The following is a 19,584-nucleotide window of genomic DNA, read 5'->3' as shown; positions in this document are numbered from 1 at the left end:
AACTAGAAAATATACTTCGTACTTAAGAAGTTCGAATCATCTCCCCTCACAATTTCGTTCAGTAATTTTTTATTATCATCAGTAAATTTGGTAGCTACCAACGAGCGGATCGAGAATGAACGCAGGGCATCCACTACAGAAAGCGTTCCTTCGGCACTATCTTTACGACCTGTGAAAGGGAAAACATCTGGTCCACGCTGACATTGGCAGTTGATATTTACACGACTCACCTGGTTCACCAAAGGATCAATCAGTGAAGAAATCACCGCGGCATTATTGCTGAAAATACTTACCTGTTGTCCGTGCGGCGAACCGATTAAATACTCAATTGGCTCTTCCAGATCGTCGAAAGGTACAACCGGCACAATCGGACCAAACTGCTCTTCGCGATACAATTTCATATTGCTGTTTACCGGATAAACAATGGCGGGATAAACAAAAGTTTCTAAAGTTTGTCCACCGTTTTTATTAACCACTTTCGCTCCGTGCGAAACCGCATCATCAATGCATTCTTTTAAATATTCTGGTTTATTAAGCTCTGGCAATGGCGTAAGGTTTACGCCTTTTTCCCACGGCATACCGAATTTCAGTTTTTCTACTTCTGCAGATAAACGCTTTAAAAATTCCTGTGCCAGGCTGCGGTGTATATAAACGATTTTTATTGCGGTACAACGTTGTCCGTTAAAAGAAAGCGAACCTAAAACCGTTTCAGAAACGGCTAAATCCAGGTCTGCATCTTTGGTAATAATGGCTGCATTTTTAGCATCCAAACCTAAAATTGCCCTTAAGCGGTTAACTTTAGGGTGCAGTTTTTTTAATTCGTTGGCTACTTTACTCGAACCGATCAAAGTAAGCACATTGATTTTACCCGATTTCATTAATCCCGGAACAATGGTATTACCACGACCATAGATTGTATTTACCACACCTTTAGGGAAACTTGAACGGAAGGCTTCAAGCAAAGGATAGTGCAATAAAGTACCATGTTTAGGTGGTTTGAATAAAAGAGTATTGCCCATAATCAAAGCCGGAATCAGCGTAGTAAAGGTCTCATTTAACGGATAGTTGAACGGCCCCATACAAAGTACCACTCCAAGCGGCGAACGGCGCACCTGGGCCACAATACCCTGCTCTATCTCAAAACGTGATGACTGTCTGTCGATATCTTTTAACGCATCGATGGTAGCATAGATATACTCAACTGTACGGTCGAATTCTTTTACCGAATCGGCATAAGATTTTCCGATTTCCCACATAATCAGTTTCGCAACAATTTCTTTTTGCTCGATCATTTTATGGGTAAAATTTTCTACACAGGCAATGCGGTCGGCAACACTCATGGTTGGCCATTGTCCGCGGCCGTTATCGTAAGCAGCTACAGCGGCATCCAATGCTTCTGTCGACTCTTTCTCTGTACATACCGGAAAACTACCGATACGCTTTCGTTTCAAACCTTCAGGGGTTTTTACGCATACTGGAGAAAACACTTCGTTAAATGGTCCGTTCCACGGTTTCATTTCTCCATTTGAAAGAAACTCCTTTTGATTGATTTCTTCCGTGAGCCTAAATTCATCTGGAATCTGGCTCTCTTCAACGAAAATACTTTCGAGGTTTAGAGGTGTACTCAATTTGGGTTGGTTGTTAGGGTTTATAATTGTTAATCTATGGTTTAAGTATAGATTAACCTTGTTGCAAATATATCAATACGCAGATAGTTTAACTTTACCTGCGTATTAAATCTGCAATTATTTTAGTTCGATAACTTTATATTTTGGCACCAAGGTTTTCATTACGGTCCAGCCGATTAAATAACATACCGCACAAATGGAAAAGATAATAAAATACCCGGCTTCTTCACCTTTAAAACCCATAAAAACGATCTCGTTTTTGCCCGTATAATCGAACAGTAAACCAGAACCTTTATTGATGATAAAAGCGCCTATACCACCAGCCATCCCACCGATACCGGTAATGGTTGCAATGGCTTTTTTAGGAAACATATCGCCAACAGTAGAAAATATATTAGCCGACCATGCCTGATGGGCCGCACCGGCAATACCGATAATAATTACAGGGATCCAGTAGGTAATGTGGCCTAAAGGTTGTGCTGCTAAAGCCAAAAGCGGGAAAAAGGCAAAAATCAACATGGCCCTCATCCTGCCTTCGTAAGGGTTCATGCCTTTTTTATCAACAAAATAAGTGGGTAACCATCCGCCAACGATAGACAGTAAGGTAATCATATAAAGTACAAATAATGGCAATGCACTTTGTGTTGAATCCATTCCATACACTGATTTCAGGTAAGCTGGTGTCCAGAATAAGAAGAACCACCAAACGCCATCGGTCATAAATTTACCAAAAGCAAAAGCCCAGGTTTGTTTGTATTTAAAGCAATCGATAAATGAAACCTTTTCTTTCGTCTCTTCAACGTAATCTGCCAGTTTTCTATCGTTAATTATATCCTGCTGAATGTAAGCCAGTTCTTCGGCACTCACCCTTTTATGCAATTCTGGTTTGTTGTATACAAAAACCCAAAGGCCCATCCATACAAAACCCAACGCGCCAATAATGATGAAAGCCATTTCCCAGCCGTAAGCTTTGGCAATAAAAGGAATGGTAATGGGTGCAGCAAGAGCACCAACAGTAGCACCGGCATTAAATATACTGGTGGCAAATGCGCGGTCTTTTTTAGGGAAATACTCGGCTGTAGCTTTAATCGCTGCCGGAAAATTACCTGCCTCCCCAACTGCCAGTACAAAACGGGCAAAAATAAACAGGGTAACACTTACCGAAACCACTAAACCGGTATCGTTAATACGGGCAATTACTTCTTTAGCACCTTCAAAACCTACAAACCAGTTTCCGTTAACAATACCTGCGGTTGCAATACCGCAAAAAGCATGTAAACAAGCTCCTACCGACCAAACCCCGATAGCCCATAAAAAACCTTTTTTGGTATCAAGTTTATCAACTAAACGACCTGCGAAAAGCATCGATATGGCATAAAAAATAGAGAACAGCGCCGTTATATTTCCATAGTCGTTATTGTCCCAATGGAATTCTGGTTTAATAAAATCCGTCCAGGTTAAAGAAAGAACCTGTCTGTCTAAATAATTTATCGTAGTGGCTAAAAATAACAGCAAACAGATGGTCCATCTATATTTGCTTGTTTTGGGTTGGTTCATTTGGTTAGGGATGTTAAGTTTTTATTTGCTCTGCTGAATAAGTTCGAGTGCTAATTTGGTGTTGTCGAATAATTCATCGTAAAGACCTTTGCTCATTACATCTTTACTGATTAATTTACTACCCATACCAACAGCACAAACGCCGGCTTTAAACCAGGTTTTGAGGTTATCGGCATTAATTTCTACTCCACCGGTTGGCATAAATAGCTGTCCGGCAAAAAGATCTTTAATCGAAGATATAAACTCCGGGCCCAAAATATTGGCAGGAAAAATTTTAATTAACATGGCTTTATGTTCCTGTGCTACGCTGATTTCGGTCGGCGTCATACAGCCCGGGATCCACAACATGCCAATTTTGTTTGCAATTTCGGCAACAGCCGGATTTACAATTGGTGCAACGATAAAATCTGTTCCGACTTCGATAAAAGCATGTGCATCGGCAGGGGTTTTGATGGTTCCGATACCCAGGTACAGATCGGGCATTTCGGCATCGCGGATTTCTTTTAGTTTTTTAAAGTTCGGCAAAGCAGATTTACCGCGGTTGGTGTATTCGAAAACGCGCACACCAGCTTTATACAGCGTGCGTAATATTTCTACACTACCCGATTCGCTATCCTGATAAAACAGGGGTAACATGCCCTGCTCTAAAATGGCATCTAAAATTTTGTGTTTGTTACTGATCATTGCGTATAATTCTTTTTTCTATATCGGCAACGGTGCTGGTTGTAGCATCGCTTGGAATGTATAATTTATCATAAGCTGCTGCGGTGGCAAAGTTTAAAGTTTCTTTAGCCGGGAGCTGGTTGTAAAAACCATAAATCAAGCCTGCCATAAAACAATCGCCACTGCCCACTTTATCTAAAATTTCTTCAGAAACATATTCTTCTGATACGGTTAATTCACCTTCGGTGTAAATAGCGGTGTAATACCTGATACCTTTACCATGATCGAACCTGAAGGTATTGGCCACTGCTTTACATGCAGGGAATAACTTTAATATTTCTTTAGAAGTATCGGTTGCCTGTTGTAAAAGCGTTTCTTTAGCGTAACCTTCGGTTGGCAATAAATCATCATGGATTGCCGTACCCAGCATTTTATTGGCTGCCCAAACATTTCCCATTATCAGGCTGCAGTATTGAGCAAGTTCCGGTAGCACATCAATCGGATCTTTACCATATTTCCAAAGTTTGGCACGGTAGTTCAGGTCGAGTGAAATGGTAATGTTTCGCTCGGTTGCTGCTTTTAAGGCTTCCAGACAAACATCGGCGATAGATTGGTTAATGGCCGGGCATATCGCGCTGAAATGAAACCAGCTCACCTCTTCAAAAACTTCATCCCAGTTGATCTGGCCAACCTTTAAACCTGCATAAGCAGAATTTGCCCGATCGTAAATTACGCCGGCATTTTTCAGATCTTTTCCTTTAGGAAGATAATATAAACCCAAACGCTCGCCATCGTATACCATTGGTGTAGTATCAATATTCCGGGCATCAAGATAATCCATAATTTCCCTGGTTACCGAATTATCGGGCACAGCCGATAAATAGGCAGAAGGAACATTCCAAAGGGCCAGTGCAGTAGCTACGTTCAGCTCTGCACCGCCAACATAAAACGGAAGTTTATTTTCTTTTAACCATGCACCATCCATATCAGGGCAGATGCGTAAAAGTATTTCACCAAAGCTTAAAACTTTTTTTCCTTTTTTTGATGAAGCGAATATTTGGGTGCTCATTTTTATATCTAATCGGCGTATTTCATGCTGTTTTCTGCAACGGTATGAAAAAGGAAGGAAAACGATTGAAATGAATTGATTCCAACGAAATACCGCCTTAAAGCCTGATTTTGGTTAAAATTTAAAGTAATTTTTTGCGTTAAAATACGAAATATCCTGAACAATCTTGCCAACCCACTCCAAATCGTTAGGTAATTCTCCATTCTCGATATCCTCTCCAAAGAGGTTACAAACGATCCTTCTGAAGTATTCATGACGGGGAAAAGAAAGGAAGCTGCGCGAGTCGGTAAGCATACCCACCAGGCGGCTCAAAAGCCCCATGTTTGAAAGTGCATTTAACTGTTTGATCATACCATCCTTTTGATCTAAAAACCACCATGCCGAACCGAACTGAATTTTACCGGCAACTGAGCCATCGTTAAAATTGCCGATCATGGTTGCAATTAATTCGTTATCGGCAGGATTTAGGTTGTAAATAATGGTTTTGGCCAGTTTATCCTGGTTATCCAAACGGTTCAGGAATTTAGAAAGCATACGGGCCTGGCTAAAATCACCCATCGAATCCCAGCCGGTATCAGGACCTAACTGCCTTAACATACGGGCATTGTTGTTACGCAAGGCACCGAGGTGATATTGTTGCACCCAACCTTTTTCGTGGTCCCACTCTGCAAAATAAACCAGCATGGCCGATTTAAATTTCAGGTTCTCTTCGTGAGAAATATGTTGTTTGCTGCGGATTTTATCAAAAATTGATGAAATTTCGGCTTCGGTATAATCCTCGGCATAAATTTGCTCTAAACCATGGTCTGAAACCGAGCAGCCATTATCGGCAAAGTAATCGTGACGGCTTTTTAAGGCATCGATATAATCCTGAAAGTTACTGATGGTTTTATCAACCACGCTTTCGAGTTTATCGATATATTCGTTCAGGGCTGTAACATCATCACTGTTCATGGCCTTATCCGGACGGAAAGCAGGTAACATTTTCAGGTTTGCACCTTCCCGTGCCAGTTGCTGGTGGAAATTTAAGCTATCTAAAGGGTCATCGGTAGTACAAACAGCTTCCACATTCATTTTGGCCAATAAACCACGTACGGAATATTCGGGCGTTTGCAACTTAGCCGAGCATTCGTCGTAAATTTTCTGTGCCGTTTTGCCCGAAAGCAGATCTGTTATACCGAAATAACGCTGAAGTTCTAAATGTGTCCAGTGGTATAACGGATTACGCAAAGTGTAAGGAACGGTTTCAGCCCATTTCTCAAATTTTTCATAATCTGATCCTACGCCAGTGATGTATTTTTCATTAACGCCATTGGCACGCATGGCCCTCCATTTATAGTGATCGCCATATAACCAAACCTGACTGATATTGGCAAACTGTGTATTATTGGCAATCTGCTCAGGGATGAGGTGATTGTGATAGTCGATAATTGGTAGTGGTTTTGCAAAATTGTGATAAAGCTTTTCTGCTGTTTTATTTTGCAAAAGAAAATTTTCGTCTAAAAAAGGTTTCATTCTATGGTTAGATGTATGATATGAAGCTGTTTCTGATCATATCCAGTTAATATTTTATTCTTTTTATTTGGTTTGAGATGATGCAGACCAAGGTATTATTTTTTATGCGTATTTCTATTCAATTAATCTAAATAGCACGTTGTTTATAGTTTGTCCCCGGTCTGTGTCCCCCTCGCCCCGGTTCGTGTCATCACGAACCGGAAGATTACTTAATGGTCTGTGGAGACACAGACCACAGCCCACGGCGTTAGGTTTTTCTACACCCAAGACTAAGGTCTCACGACTAAAGACTCACACCCCGTTTCCATGGTATAAAATCATCCTGATTAAGCAATACTGCTTTCGGTATGACTTCACCACTGGCCGCTTTAATACAATATTCCAAAATATCCTCCCCCATTTGTTCAATGGTTTTTTCTCCTTCGATTACCGGTCCGCAGTTGATATCGATGATATCGCCCATGCGTTTGGTTAAGGCATTATTGGTTGATACCTTGATGGTAGGGCAAACCGGATTTCCGGTAGGTGTTCCCAAACCGGTAGTAAACAAAATTAAGGTTGCACCCGATGCTGCTTTTCCGGTGGTGGCTTCTACATCGTTTCCTGGGGTACAAACCAGATTTAAACCTGGTTTTGTTGCAGGTTCGGTATAATCCAATACATCTTCAACGGGTGATGTACCACCTTTTTTGGCTGCACCGGTACTTTTAATGGCATCGGTAATTAAACCATCTTTGATATTGCCTGGAGATGGATTCATAAAAAAACCAGAACCCACATTTTCAGCAGCCTGGTTATAAGCCGTCATCAACTGGATAAACTTACGGGCAGCAGTTTCATCCTTGGTACGATCTATAAGTTGTTGTTCAGCACCGCAAAGTTCAGGGAACTCGGCCAGAAGTACCGTTCCGCCTAACGCCACTAATAAATCAGAAGTATAACCTACTGCGGGATTAGCACTGATACCACTAAAACCATCGCTACCGCCACATTTTACGCCTAAAACCAATTTACTCAATGGTGCCGGCTGACGCTCTATTTTATTGATTTCGGTTAAACCGATAAAAGTTTTACGGATAGCTTCCTTAACCAATTGTTCTTCGCTCTGCGATTGTTGCTGCTCAAAAATAAATAGTGGTTTATCAAAATTAGGACTGCGTTGTTTTAAATCGTCCACAAAATCTTTCACCTGCAAATTCTGGCAACCCAGGCTTAACACGGTTACACCAGCCACATTGGGATGATCGGCATAAGCAGCTAAAAGCTTGCTCAACACAGCGGCATCCTGACGGGTACCACCACAACCACCCTGGTGGTTCAGGAATTTAATGCCATCTACATTTTTAAAAACGCGGTTGGCTGATGGATTGGCCAATCCGATAGAATTTGGATCAGCTTCTTCTAAAATCTCGCCATTTTTATAGGCTTCTACCAACTGGTGAGCGTACGATTTGTATTTGTCGGTTACCGCATAACCCAACTCATTGTGTAAAGCCTCGCGGATCACGTCCAGATTGCGGTTTTCGCAGAATACTGTGGGGATAAATAACCAGTAATTTGCGGTTCCCACACGGCCATCGCTACGGATATACCCGTTAAAAGTGCGTCCTGCAAATTTAGAAACATCCGGAGCATGCCACTCGTAATGGTACGGGCGGAATTCGTAAGGATCGGATGCATGTTTGGTATTTTCGGTATCCATTAAACCACCTTTGAGGATAAAATGCTGTGCTTTACCAACCAGTACACCATACATAATAATATGATCACCGGCATTCATATCCTGCATAAAAAATTTATGTTTTGCCTGAATATCGTCCTGCAAAGTATATTCCTGTCCATCATAGATAACCGTTTCGCCTTTTGCCAGGTTTTGCAAGGCTACAAGCACATTATCGTTGGGGTGGATTTTTAAAATTCTTGTCACCATTTTAAATAGTTCTTTCTGAATGCAAATTACTTAAAGTTTCTTTAGCACCCTTATTTTGTAATAATTCGACGTATGATTTTACGGCTGCGTTAAAGCCAGGGTAGTTATTCAGGTTTTTGCCCCAAAGGCGTCTGTCGCCAAGCGTATTGTCTATAACCGTTTCAGGATTTTTCCAGTAACCGGCTATTATTTCTGCAAATTCATCCTGTACCGGATAAGTTTTTCCATTCGCACTTGCAATATAATTTTCACCTTCTTTAGCCACATTCATAAAAAGAATATAAGCAGCAACGCCAAGAGCGGTAAGCTGTGGCACTTCATTTTTTAAGGCGTAATATTTTCTGATAAGCGGAATGTTACGCATCTGCATTTTTGATGTAAAGTTTAAGGTAATGGCCTGCCACTGGTGCTCTAAAAACGGATTACTGAAACGATCGGTTACACTTTCGGCAAAGGCCAGGGCCTCATCGTAGGTAATATCTTCGTTAACCACGGCAGGGGCAATTTCTTCTTTCATCAGTTTTAGCACGTGGTTGGCGAAATCTTCATCTGCCATTGCCTCTTTTACAGTGTTGAAACCAGCTAAAATGGCTAATCCGCAGCTAATGGTATGCGTACCGTTAAGTAAACGGAGTTTTAACTCTTTAAATTTATCGATAGAAGGAACAATAAAAATGCCTTTATCGGCCTTGGCGAAAGATAAAATCTCTTTCACTTTTTCATTTGAGGATTCTATAGCCCAAAGCCTGAAAGGTTCGGCCATAATCATGAGTTCGTCTTCATAACCCAATTCATTTTCGATGGCTTTTTGTTCGGTCGCAGGAAGTTTTCCTGGAACGATGCGATCAACCAGGGTTTTGCAGAAATGGTTAGCTGTTTTTAACCAGTTTTCGAAATCCCAGCCCAGTTTATTCTGGATGGCAAGGTCCAATAAAATTTCTTTTAGTTTATCGGCATTATCGCTGATGAGTTCTGTAGGTACGATCACCATTCCGCTTTCGGCAGAACCATTAAAAGCTTTATATCTTTCGTGCAGAAAAGCCAGTAATTTGCCCGGATATGATTGTGGTGGATTATCGCTAATTTTATCTTCACTTTTCACAATGCCCACTTCAGTAGTATTCGAAATTACCACCTGCATTTCGGGCTGGTGTGCTGCTTTTAAAATCTCTGCCCAATCCTGCGATGCTGATAAAACACGGCTTATGGAGGCGTTAATTGAATTTTCTTCTACACTCACGCCATCTTCAATTCCTTTTACGCAAAGGGTATACAGGTTATCCTGTTTGGAAAATTCATCAGATCCACCTCTTGAGGTTGACTTAACCACTAAAACCCGACCGTTAAAAATGCCGTTCTGATTGGCTTTATCAATAAAATAATCTGGCAATCCACGTAATAGAACGCCTGTTCCAAACTGGATTACTTTTTCGGGTAAGGCTAAAATTCCGGCAGTTGGTTTTATAACCTTATCGCCGTTAATGCTTTTTAAATTTTCTTTGTTTAAAATCATTGGTCTTCCTGTTTCCGTTATTGCGGGGAACGAAGCAATCTTAAAGCGGTAGTAATGCCCACCCATAGTAGTAGGATTGCTTCGTGCCTCGCAATGACGAGTTATATGATGTTTATTTCCCGTTTGTGGCTAACCACTTCGGGTATTCTTTTTCAATTAATTTTTGCCCCCAGTTACCATACCAGGCATAACCGTTGCGTCTTTCGGGACTTAGTTCTTCTAATTTTGTTTTTATGGTATTGTCCCGATCACCGAAAATCGGGGTGTTTTTTTCCAGGTCGTAAAAACGTGCCCAGGTACTGGCGGTATTGTCGGCAATCAAAGCAGCGGTTTTAATATTGGTTTTTGGGTCGCTCGGCCTGTCGAAACGGTAGCCTGCAATTTTATAGGTATCAAACCATTTAATTGCTGCTGTTATTGCATTTTTTTCTGTTGTTGAAGGATTTTTCATCCGCATTAAAAACCTCACAATCCCGGCTGATTCACTTGTACTTAACGAAGCCGGCTCGAAATTCCTGGCTTTTGCAGGTAACATGGTATCTTTATCGTATTGCGCAGCCCAGATGGTTAAAACTCCGTTCTGTTTTACCTGGGTTTTTAAAATGCAATCGATACCTTTTGCAACTGCTTTTTCTGCTTTTTCAATGTAAGCAGGATTTACCACCTCGAAATCGTTTGTTTGCGTAGCTATATCCTGCAAAATGTTCAGCACATTAATCATTGCATCATCATTGTAAGTAATTTCTGAGCGGTACAAGGCCTTATCAGGATAATATTGCGGCCAGCCTCCATTTGCATATTGGGCAGACAGAATATAATCCAGTCCTTTTTCGGCAGCAGTTAAGTAAGTTTTATTCTGTGTTTTTTTATAGGCTTTTACCAGGTATACTACTTCTCTGCTGGTGGCCTTATTATCGAAGGTAGCATGAAGATCTTGAGTTGCTTTTATTTTAGCTAACAGTTCGGGGGTTAAAGCAGCGCCGTAATTAACCACACTTTTATCTTCCAGTTGTTTTGGCCAGCCGCCATTACCCAATTGGTATACAAGCATTTTATCTGCTGTAGCATCGGTTGGTTGCTGCGCATAACACGATAGTAATAAAGTGCTGCAGATAAGGGTGAACAATATTTTTATTTTCATCATTTTGTTTGTTCCGTGGTCTGTGTCCTCATAAACCACTAATTTTCTTTTTCCTACGCTATGGTATGTGTCACCAGTAACCATTCTCTTTTTTGCATTTATTCTTTTTGCCACGGAGACACGGATTAATAGTTTAGCCAAATCCTTCGACAGGCTCAGGATGACAACTCTATTTCTTTACCTGCACCTGTTTAATTAGCCAGTTCACTAAATCATTGGTGGCTTTAAAGTTTTCAAAATCTGCAGGTAATTTTCTTCCATCGATATATTCATTATAAAACCATGGATCGCCAACCGCGAAAACTGTTCCTTTGCCATACTTAGCAATGGCAACGATTACATCTCCCTGATCAGTTAAGGCCGAAACTGCCGGATTTTTCGCCACGATAGTCGAAATTTCTTTGATGTATACTTTTTTAGCGGTTTTAAAAATGGAGTTCCCGGCTGGGATTTTTATTGCACCCTGTTCAAAGTTTGTTCCCTGTACTTTATTGCGGCTGTCTTCATTAAAATGGATTCCAAAAGTTTCGGGCAATACATTAAATTTCGAAATTTCGCAGTTGCCTGCATCATTTAACAGCAATACCAAAACACCACCTGCTTTTACCCACTCGCTGATCTGTTTGGCATGTGCGGCATTCATGAAATTTGGATTAGCGGTTTCTTTTTCCGTATCAGGATCAACAATAATGTAAATATTGCTTCCTTTTAGATTTGAAGTAGTTGGTGAAGTTTTAAGCGTAGTCGTTTTTACGCCGGCATCGTTAAATACTTTTCCGAATAAAGAGAAACCGTTGTTGTCATCTTCTTCCCAAAGGTAATGGAAAGGGATTTTATCGCCGGTTGGCCCTGTCATGTATTCGTTGTTAAAGAAATTATCAACGGTTACGGTCAAGCCTGTGCCCGGTTTCGGTAACTGATCTACTTCCATTTCGGCGGCTGCACAAACAAATGCGCCCATTCCTTTCGGATCGTTCGTAATTACCTTTTCGCTGATGTAATAATCGAAACTGCCATCGCGATATTTCGGTTTTCCGCCGAGGCCTGATACTGAAACGGTTTTAGTGAGGTTTACCCTTTCATCGCCTGCTTTTTCGATAAATTCTTTCTTTAAACCGGCATAACCTTTATTTGCAGCAGCCATAAATGATGGTGCTAACCAGCCTTTACGTACCCCTTTGGCCAGGCCATATACAAACATGCTCGATGCCGAACTTTCAAGGTAATTTCCTTTACGGGCTGGCATATCCAGAATATCAAACCAAACCCCTGATTTCGGATCCTGGTATTTTACGGCAGCCGTTGCTGTACGGTTTAAAATGGCCAGTAATTCTTTTCGTTGTGGATGATTAGTAGGGAAATTATCCAGCACATCAACCAGGGCCATAATGTACCATCCCATTGCCCTTCCCCAGAAATTTGGCGATTGGCCAGTGGTTTTATCAGCCCATTGTTCGGTTCGGCTTTCATCGTAGCCGTGATAAAGCAAACCCGTTTTAGCGTCCCGAGAGTTTTTTTCCATCAGGATAAACTGTTTGGCAATGTCATCAAAAGCCGCATCCTTTTTCATCAGCTTTGCGTATTCAGCATAAAAAGGTTCACCCATGTATAAACCATCCAGCCACATCTGGTTTGGATAAATTTTCTTGTGCCAAAAGCCACCTTCTTTGGTACGCGGCTGTTTTTGCAACTGGTCGTACAGTTTAGTTGCCGCTAAAAGGTATTTCTGTTGTCCGGTTACTTTATACAGTAATAATAATGACCGACCGTTTTTGATATTATCAATGTTAAAATCATCGGGTTTATAGGTGGTGATATTGCCTTCTTTATCCAGATAAGCATCCATCGAACTCTGGATATATTTAAAATATTTTCCATCTCCGGTATTGCGCCAAACTGCTGCAGCACCTTCTAAAACCACACCCATATCGTAGCTCCATCTCGGCCCCTTTGGGCCTTTTAAAACCGTTGTATCCTGCCAAAGCTGTTCCATGGCCGTTAGGGTTAACTGTTCCGACAATTTCTTTTGGGCGAATCCACTTTGTGTTAAAATGGAAAAACCGATAAATGCAGCTGCTGTATATAAGATTGATTTCTTCATTTTTCGTTATTTTGAAATTTCCAGTGCTTTTTTATCTACTTCTACGGCTAAAAGCGAAGTTGTTTTTGCTTTGGAAACATCTGTTCCGCTAATTCTTACGCCTTTTGATTTTTCGCCTGAAACATCGAATAAAACCTTACTGTTAGCTGGGTAGGTGAGTTTACTGATGTTAATATTGGATCCGTTCTGGATCATTACCACCGGACTGGTATCTTCTGCAATTATATTTACGTTTTTAAGGAAAATTCCTGCTGCTTCAATAATCTCGATGCCTTTTTTAGCTTTTATGGTTACATTTTCCAGATGCACATCTTTGATATTCATTTCAGGTAATCCCCTGAAAAAGATTGCTTTTTCGGCACCGTTGGCTACTACATCTTTAATGTAAAAATTCCTGAACTGAGGGGTTGCTTCGGTAACCGGAACAGTAACCGTTTTAACAGCTTCGCGTTTTTCGCCGGCCAGCGGAACCGGATCAACGGCTGCATAATACATATCGAATAAAATGGCTTCGCCAGGGATATCAATCATGTTGATGTTATTGATATAGATATTTTCTACCACTCCGCCACGTCCGCGGGTGGTTTTAAAACGCAAACCAATATCGGTACCGATAAAGGAGCAATCGTACACCCAGATATTTTTGGCACCACCACTCATTTCGCTACCGATTACGAAACCGCCATGGGCGTGATAAACAATATTATTTCTTATAATTACATTTTCTGTTGGCACACCGCGTTTACGTCCGGCCTCATCGCGACCAGATTTTATACAGATCCCATCGTCGCCAACATCAAAAGTGCTGCCCTCGATCAATACATTTTTGCACGATTCTACATCAACACCATCACCATTTTGCGCAAACCATGGATTTTTTACCTGTAAATTCCTTAAAGTTAAATCTTCGCATAATAAAGGATGTAAATTCCACGCTGGCGAATTCTGAAAAGTAACGCCTTCTAAAAGCACTTTTTTGCAGCCCGTTAATACCAATAAATTAGGGCGAAGAAAATCTTTGATATCATCATAATCTGCCGCAGTTTTTCCTGCTTCGATTACGCCGGCATTTTTGGTATTCGAACCTTTAACAGTTTTCTCTGACGGATACCACATTTTCCCGTCAGCTTTAACCACACCACCTGATGCCACCAGGTTTTTCCACTGTGTTTCGGTGAGTTTATCTTTTTTAACCATGCGCCAGGCACCACCGTTACCATCAATGATCCCGCTGCCGGTAATGGCAATATTTTCGAGGTTTATAGCCGAAATCGGACTCTGGTTGCGCCATGCCGGCTGGCCTTCCCAATTTCCCTGAACGAGTTTATACTGACTAAAATCGGCAGTAAACTGAAGAATTGCGTCGCGTTTGATGTGTAAATTTACATTGCTTTTTAATTCAATAGGCCCGGTTAACCATAAGCCGGATGGAATTAACACCACACCACCGCCTTTTTGGCTCACACTGGCAATGGTTTTATTAATGCTTTGGGTATTTAAGGTAATTCCATCGCCTTTTGCACCAAAACTTACAATGCTCGTAGTATCTTTTTTAAATTTAACCTGCTGAATAACGGGTAAGCTTTGCTTTTGTTGAGCCATAGCCATTGCAGAAGATAAAATTAAGCATGCGAGCGCTATTTTAATATGGCATAAACGACCAGAAATATGTTTCATTATTCGCGTTGTTAAATTATACTTGGTTATTGTAATAACAAGTGTACGTTGTTTGCATTTAAAACAGAAGAGAAATCTATGCAATCGTTACCGGAAACCCGGACAAGAAAACCAATTTAAAAACTTCATTAATGACTGAAAAGCAGGTAGTTATAGCTGTTATTTGACTTCGGGATTCCACCCACGGAAAACGTTTTCCAAAATGTAAGCCTTATACTCATTATCCGTTAACTGGTGCGACCAATTGGCCCTGTTTTTAGGATCGGCACCTTTGCCAGTGCTTTTATATTCAGCGTAATAAGCCGTTTTTTCGTTGCTTTCTTTCCCCCAGTTGTTCCAGCCTTCGGGACGGATAAAATCGGGTAGTTCGCAATTAAGGTAGGCAACTTTTGCATAAGGCCTCCAGGGGCGACCCAGGTAAAAACTATTGGCAGGAGCATCTCCCCTGATTTTACATTTGTTCAGGATGTAGCCAAATTTTGTGGTATCAGCTGTTGAAGCAGCCGTGATGTAGCCCGCCTTTTTACAAAAGATGGTACAACTTTCGAACCAGGCCGTGGAGGCACCGAAAATAAAATCGACTGTTCCTTCGATGTAGCAGTTTTTATAATACTGGCGGTTATTGCCTCCATAAGTATAAAGTGTATCCTGAAAACCCAAAAACCTGCAATTGATAAAAACCAGTTTATCACCGCCGGCCCAAACGGCTACAGCTTGCCCTACCGGACCAGAAGAATTTTCGAAAGTGATGTTCTCGGCAGAAAAACCTTCGCCATAAATGTAAAAACTTGATGAACCCGAAGTGCCTTTTTCTTCGCCGAAAGTATTTTTCTTCTGGGCATAATCATCGTAGGTTAAAATGGTTTCATTCAGGCTCTCGCCGATAAACTTTACATTCTTTTTAGAAGCCGCCAGTACCAGTTTTTCTTTGTAAATGCCTTTTTTAATAAAAATTATGGTGGTTTTATTTCTGAAATCGGGAACGGCATGAATGGCTTCCTGTACGGTTTTAAAGTTTCCGCTGCCATCTGCTGCCACCACGAAATCGGGTTTAATATTTATGGCATTTACAGCCGACGAAATAATAACAAGGAAAAATAAAATGATTGCTCTCATATTAATTTGGTTAGGCTTAAATTAAAATCGGCCACGTAAAAGTATAAACTTCGTAACGCAGCCGTGTTTTAAAATATATGATGAACAATTTTAAACATTAATATTTATCAGAAAGAAATTTTTCAAATATTAAACATCGCAAACGATGTCGGGAACGATTGCACAATATCAGTTTGCCTTAAAATAAAAAAAGGCTTAATCTTGTTGTTAGGCTAAATTCATCATAAATAGAGAATTGTCGTCCTGAGCTTATCGAAGGATTTGTATTAAAGTATTACGAAACGTTTCGACTTTTTTCGTCGGGAGGATCAATGGGACAAACTGTTTAAGAAATAATTTCACGACGGCCTGCTTTTTTTAATTAGCACTAACCAAATTTATCACAAACATCATTGTAAGATGAAATATCTATACAGTTCAATTCTGATTTTAAGTTTTACTATAAATGCATTTTCCCAGCAAATGCCGGATAAAGGATATGTTTCTAAAGTTTGGGTTGCCGATCAGGGTAATGGAACTTATAAAAATCCGGTAATTAATGCCGATTATTCTGATCCTGATGCCATTCGCGTAGGTGACGATTTTTATATGATCGCCTCCAGTTTCGATGCCATCCCCGGGTTACCGATATTGCATTCGAAAGATCTGGTGAACTGGAAAATTATTGGTCATGCTTTAAAACGCCAGCCTCCTTTCGAGCATTTCGAAAAAACACAGCATGGCAACGGCGTTTGGGCACCTGCTATCCGTTACCACAATGGCGAATTTTACATTTATTACCCTGATCCCGATTTTGGCATTTATTTAACTAAAGCCAAAACCATTGCAGGCGAGTGGAGTGCCCCTAAATTAGTCGCGGCAGGTAAAGGTTTGATCGATCCCTGCCCGCTGTGGGATGAAGATGGCAGGGCTTATCTGGCCTATGCCTATGCCGGCAGTCGTGCGGGGATTAAAAGTGTACTGGCCATTATGCCGCTCATCAACGATGGCTCTAAGGCAACAGAAACCGGTAGAATTGTTTACGATGGGCACGAATTGGACCCCACCATTGAAGGTCCAAAATTTTACAAACGCAATGCTTATTATTATTTATTTGCACCTGCCGGAGGAGTTTCTACAGGATGGCAACTCGTTTTAAGGAGTAAAAACATTTACGGTCCGTATGAAAGAAAAGTGGTGATGGATCAGGGGAAATCTGCTGTTAACGGGCCGCATCAGGGTGCCTGGGTAAACACACAAAGCGGTGAAGACTGGTTTTTGCATTTTCAGGATAAAGATGCCTACGGACGAGTGGTGCATTTACAGCCTATGAAATGGATCAATAACTGGCCGGTTATCGGTATTGATAAAGATGGTGATGGAAAAGGAGAACCGGTTAGTACTTATAAAAAACCAAATGTGGGCAAGATATACCCGATTGAAACTCCGATTGAAAGTGATGAATTTAATACCGCGAAGTTAGGTTTGCAATGGCAATGGCAGGCCAATCCGCAGCCAACCTGGCTATTTACCGATGCCGCTAAAGGTACATTAAAATTATATACGGCCAGGATGCCTGATGAAGCGAAAAACCTGTGGGATGTTCCGAATTTATTGATGCAGAAATTCCCTGCCGATGAATTTATGGCAACCACAAAACTTTTGTTTAAACCTAATCCTAAACTGGAAAACGAAAAAACGGGTTTAGTGATCATGGGACGCAGTTATGCGGAGATCAGCATCAAAAGCAAAAAGGAAGGATTGTATCTGGTTTATGGCACTTGTCAAAATGCCGATAAGGAAAAAACGGAGAACGAAAAAGAAATAATTAAACTAAAATCTGCTTCGGTTTATCTCCGTGTAAAGGTTACCGCAGGTGCTAAATGCCAGTTTAGTTACAGTGAGGACGGAATAAATTTCAGCAATGCGGGTGATGAATTTCAGGCCACAGCCGGGCAATGGATTGGGGCAAAAGTGGGAATATTTGCCATCAGAGATACACAAACGAATGATTCGGGAATTGCAGAGTATGATTGGTTCCGTGTAGAAGCTTTAAAGTAAAATATGATGAAAAAATATAAATTTCTTATTGCAGCTGTTTTATTCATGTCTTTCACCATCAAACCTAAACCTGTTAAAGTTTATTTAATAGGCGACTCAACTGTTGCAGATTATACTTTGGATGAAGGTTATATGCAAAAGAAATATCCCATAACGGGCTGGGGGCAGGTTTTTCAGCAATTTTTAGCAAAAGATAGCTTAAAAAAATTAACGAATCTGATTAAAAGCGATAGCGCTTTGGTTGTTGACAAAGCAAAGGGTGGCAGAAGCACCCGCACTTTTTTTGAAGAGGGCAGATGGAAAGATGTTTTATCCACTTTAGACAAAAATGATCTGGTATTGATCCAGTTTGGGCACAATGATGCCGCCAAAGATAAACCCGAACGTTATGTAGCTATTGCCGGTTATAAAGAATTTTTAAGGATGTATGTAAAAGAAACGAGGGCTAAAGGTGCTTTACTCATCCTCATTACGCCTGTTACCAGAAATTATCCATGGAAAGACGGTAAACTGGGCAGTGCACATGGCGAATATCCACAGGCTGTAAAAGATGTGGCTAAAGAATTAAATGTACCCATAATTGATCTTACTTCACTTTCAGCTGATTTTTTCACCACTAAAGGAAACGAATTTATAAGCAAACACTATTTTATGAATTTAGATTCGGGCAAATATGAGGCTTACCCGAAAGGGCAGAAAGACAATACGCATTTCCAGCCAGAGGGAGCTAAAGAAGTGGCAAGGTTGGTGTATGAGGGATTGAAAGAAATTAGTGGCGTGCAGTAAATAACCACGAAGACACGAAGTCACGAAGGATTTTCTAACCCTGACTTTGTGCCCTAGTGTCTTTGTGGTTAACCTTAAGCTGTAAATTACCCAACCATTACTTTTGCAGTAATAGCTAATCTATTCCAGGCGTTAATGGTTACAATGGCCATAATAATTTGCGCTACCTCCTGCTCGTTAAAAAAGCTTGCTACTTTTTGGTAAGTGGCATCAGCAACGTGGTGGCTGATTAATGTTACTTCTTCTGTTAAAGCCAAAACAGCTTTTTCTTTTTCGCTAAACAAAGTGGTTTCTTTCCAGGCGTTTAACAGATACAAACGTTGTTCAGTTTCACCAATTTTACGTGCATCGGTTGAGTGCATGTTTAAACAAAATGCACAGCCGTTAATTTGAGAAGCACGCATTTTGATCAGCTCTAAAAGGATCGGATCTATTTTGCTGGTTGATAAATATTTCTCTAAACCATACATGGCCTGATAAGCTGCAGGCTCTACTTTTGGGATATCAATTCTACTTTCCATGTTATTTGTTTTTTGATTACGATGTAAAGGTCGGCATCATAAAAAACAAAAAACTTAATGTAGTTTAAGAAATGAATCTTGTAGTAGGAAGGGTTGGTTATAGCAGTAATTCTGACCACAAAGGCACAAAGACACAAAGTTTTTTGTTTTATGACTTCGATATTTTGCTTGATCACACACTTCAGGGTTTCTTCATTCCACTGCTCGAATCATCGATTGCACAAAAAATATCTCGTTTTGCCACGGATACACGGATAACATATCAAAGTATATAATAGCTTAGTGATTCGTGTCTCCACCAATGCTATTAACTTAAGCTATTTATAA

14 protein-coding genes are annotated in these 19,584 nt (G+C 40.7%); 2 read left to right on the top strand and 12 right to left on the bottom strand.

The window, feature by feature from the left end; genetic code table 11:
- Positions 1-2: 2 nt before the first annotated feature.
- The 11 genes from DRW42_RS14730 to DRW42_RS14680 form a co-directional block, all read right to left on the bottom strand.
- Positions 3-1,628: an NADP-dependent glyceraldehyde-3-phosphate dehydrogenase gene (locus tag DRW42_RS14730; RefSeq protein ID WP_113949594.1), complete on the bottom strand. Its 1,626-nt coding sequence runs from the start codon at positions 1,626-1,628 to the stop codon at positions 3-5.
- 117 nt (positions 1,629-1,745) lie between these two features.
- The gene (locus DRW42_RS14725; RefSeq protein WP_113949593.1) at positions 1,746-3,185 is read right to left on the bottom strand and encodes an MFS transporter; all 1,440 of its coding nucleotides are present in this window, start codon (positions 3,183-3,185) and stop codon (positions 1,746-1,748) included.
- A 21-nt stretch (positions 3,186-3,206) separates the two neighbouring features.
- The gene (locus DRW42_RS14720; RefSeq protein ID WP_208643569.1) at positions 3,207-3,869 is read right to left on the bottom strand and encodes a bifunctional 4-hydroxy-2-oxoglutarate aldolase/2-dehydro-3-deoxy-phosphogluconate aldolase; all 663 of its coding nucleotides are present in this window, start codon (positions 3,867-3,869) and stop codon (positions 3,207-3,209) included.
- A complete protein-coding gene (locus DRW42_RS14715) occupies positions 3,859-4,917 on the bottom strand; it encodes a sugar kinase (RefSeq protein ID WP_113949592.1) in 1,059 nt (352 codons plus the stop codon). The genes DRW42_RS14720 and DRW42_RS14715 overlap by 11 nt, the downstream gene beginning before the upstream one ends.
- A gap of 114 nt (positions 4,918-5,031) precedes the next feature.
- Positions 5,032-6,432, bottom strand: coding sequence for a glucuronate isomerase (gene uxaC, locus DRW42_RS14710; protein WP_113949591.1), 1,401 nt, complete (start codon positions 6,430-6,432; stop codon positions 5,032-5,034).
- A gap of 283 nt (positions 6,433-6,715) precedes the next feature.
- Complete coding sequence (locus DRW42_RS14705; protein WP_113949590.1) at positions 6,716-8,362, bottom strand: UxaA family hydrolase; 1,647 nt, start codon at positions 8,360-8,362, stop codon at positions 6,716-6,718.
- A gap of 1 nt (position 8,363) precedes the next feature.
- On the bottom strand, positions 8,364-9,875 hold the full coding sequence (locus tag DRW42_RS14700) for a tagaturonate reductase (protein ID WP_113949741.1): 1,512 nt from the start codon (positions 9,873-9,875) through the stop codon (positions 8,364-8,366).
- 112 nt (positions 9,876-9,987) lie between these two features.
- The gene (gene pelA / locus DRW42_RS14695; RefSeq protein ID WP_113949740.1) at positions 9,988-11,019 is read right to left on the bottom strand and encodes a pectate lyase; all 1,032 of its coding nucleotides are present in this window, start codon (positions 11,017-11,019) and stop codon (positions 9,988-9,990) included.
- 166 nt (positions 11,020-11,185) lie between these two features.
- A complete protein-coding gene (locus DRW42_RS14690) occupies positions 11,186-13,117 on the bottom strand; it encodes a glycoside hydrolase family 88 protein (RefSeq protein WP_113949589.1) in 1,932 nt (643 codons plus the stop codon).
- A gap of 6 nt (positions 13,118-13,123) precedes the next feature.
- On the bottom strand, positions 13,124-14,794 hold the full coding sequence (locus DRW42_RS14685) for a glycoside hydrolase family 28 protein (protein WP_113949588.1): 1,671 nt from the start codon (positions 14,792-14,794) through the stop codon (positions 13,124-13,126).
- A gap of 159 nt (positions 14,795-14,953) precedes the next feature.
- Positions 14,954-15,910, bottom strand: coding sequence for a pectinesterase family protein (locus tag DRW42_RS14680; RefSeq protein WP_113949587.1), 957 nt, complete (start codon positions 15,908-15,910; stop codon positions 14,954-14,956).
- Positions 15,911-16,309: 399 nt separating this feature from the next.
- Between DRW42_RS14680 and DRW42_RS14675 the strand changes: the two genes are divergently transcribed.
- Both DRW42_RS14675 and DRW42_RS14670 read left to right on the top strand, forming a co-directional pair.
- The gene (locus tag DRW42_RS14675) at positions 16,310-17,950 is read left to right on the top strand and encodes a glycoside hydrolase family 43 protein (RefSeq protein ID WP_113949586.1); all 1,641 of its coding nucleotides are present in this window, start codon (positions 16,310-16,312) and stop codon (positions 17,948-17,950) included.
- Between the two features lie 3 nt (positions 17,951-17,953).
- Positions 17,954-18,736 carry a rhamnogalacturonan acetylesterase gene (locus DRW42_RS14670; RefSeq protein WP_113949585.1) on the top strand — a complete coding sequence of 261 codons (783 nt, stop codon included), beginning with the start codon at positions 17,954-17,956 and terminating at the stop codon, positions 18,734-18,736.
- Between the two features lie 86 nt (positions 18,737-18,822).
- Here DRW42_RS14670 and DRW42_RS14665 read toward each other — a convergent pair whose 3' ends face one another.
- The gene (locus DRW42_RS14665; protein WP_113949584.1) at positions 18,823-19,257 is read right to left on the bottom strand and encodes a carboxymuconolactone decarboxylase family protein; all 435 of its coding nucleotides are present in this window, start codon (positions 19,255-19,257) and stop codon (positions 18,823-18,825) included.
- Between the last annotated feature and the right edge of the window lie 327 nt (positions 19,258-19,584).

Origin of the sequence: Pedobacter miscanthi, from assembly GCF_003315595.1 — a bacterium.
In the GTDB taxonomy this organism is placed as follows: domain Bacteria; phylum Bacteroidota; class Bacteroidia; order Sphingobacteriales; family Sphingobacteriaceae; genus Pedobacter; species Pedobacter miscanthi.
Note: the sequence above shows the minus strand (reverse complement) of the source record. Positions and strands in the feature narration are given on the sequence as shown.